Source organism: Pseudescherichia vulneris, assembly GCF_902164725.1.
GTDB classification, from domain to species: domain Bacteria; phylum Pseudomonadota; class Gammaproteobacteria; order Enterobacterales; family Enterobacteriaceae; genus Pseudescherichia; species Pseudescherichia vulneris.
Genome location: NZ_LR607338.1, coordinates 2,767,655 through 2,768,539, shown reverse-complemented (window position 1 = coordinate 2,768,539; position 885 = coordinate 2,767,655). Strand labels below are relative to the sequence as shown.

At 48.7% G+C, this 885-nt stretch carries 1 protein-coding gene; it reads right to left on the bottom strand.

Going from position 1 to position 885, the window contains the following annotated elements:
• Window positions 1–677, bottom strand: a 677-nt coding sequence (locus tag FN633_RS11550) for a type II secretion system protein (RefSeq protein ID WP_208674036.1), incomplete at its 3' end; no start/stop codon positions are given.
• Between the last annotated feature and the right edge of the window lie 208 nt (window positions 678–885).

Genomic DNA, 885 nt, shown 5'->3' with positions numbered 1-885 from the left:
TCCCGATGTACCACCCACGCATGCGAAGGGGTATGTCCTGCGTCTGAAAAGGCCTGTGCCAGCGCAGGCTGGAAACGGTCAAAATCCAGCAAATGGCTCGACCCGCCCGCGTTAAATTCAACGATGACGTCAATCTGATTAATATTGCTCTGCTGGCTCTCAAGATCGCTACCGCGAAAGCCAACCCTCTCAATGCGCGCCACGCTGTTTTTTGCTGCGCCACTCATCCAGCAGGGCAGGTACTCCTTTTCAAAGGCATAGTTTGACTTTGGTGTCGCCTTACAGCTGCTGCTGATAAAGCGATAGCGCTGCTGCTGGCTGGCATCGCTGCCGTCACCCCACAGGTAGTATTCGCTTTTGCTACCGGTATCAACATCGTTAACATCATTACTTAAGCGCACCTGATAATCGGCATCCGGCGTCTCGGTGTTATAGAGCGGGTTACTTATCTCTTCGGTCTTATTTGATTCATTATTTGTGATAACGACGTCAGGATCTCTGACGAAGTTGATAACGCCCTTCATCTCCTGTACCAATGCCGCAGCGATATTATGTTGAGACGTACGATCTGCCTGCTTGCGTACATAGCGGGTATACATTGTTAAAATGCCACCGGCAATCGCCATAACAATGATGATTTCCAGCAGTGAAAACCCACTCTCTTTACGCCTAACCATTAAAATCTCCATGTTCCGGCGACAACAATATCCGCCCAAGAGCGGATATTAATGCGTCATTTAATGATTACTTACTGCCAAACACGATGCCGTTATTAGCACCACCAATATTACAGGTGGCTTCATCGACAATATCGGTGCTGGTAATATCTTCCGCAACAGAGAGCGACTTCAGCACGCTTCCCGCTTTTTTATCCGCATCCAATTC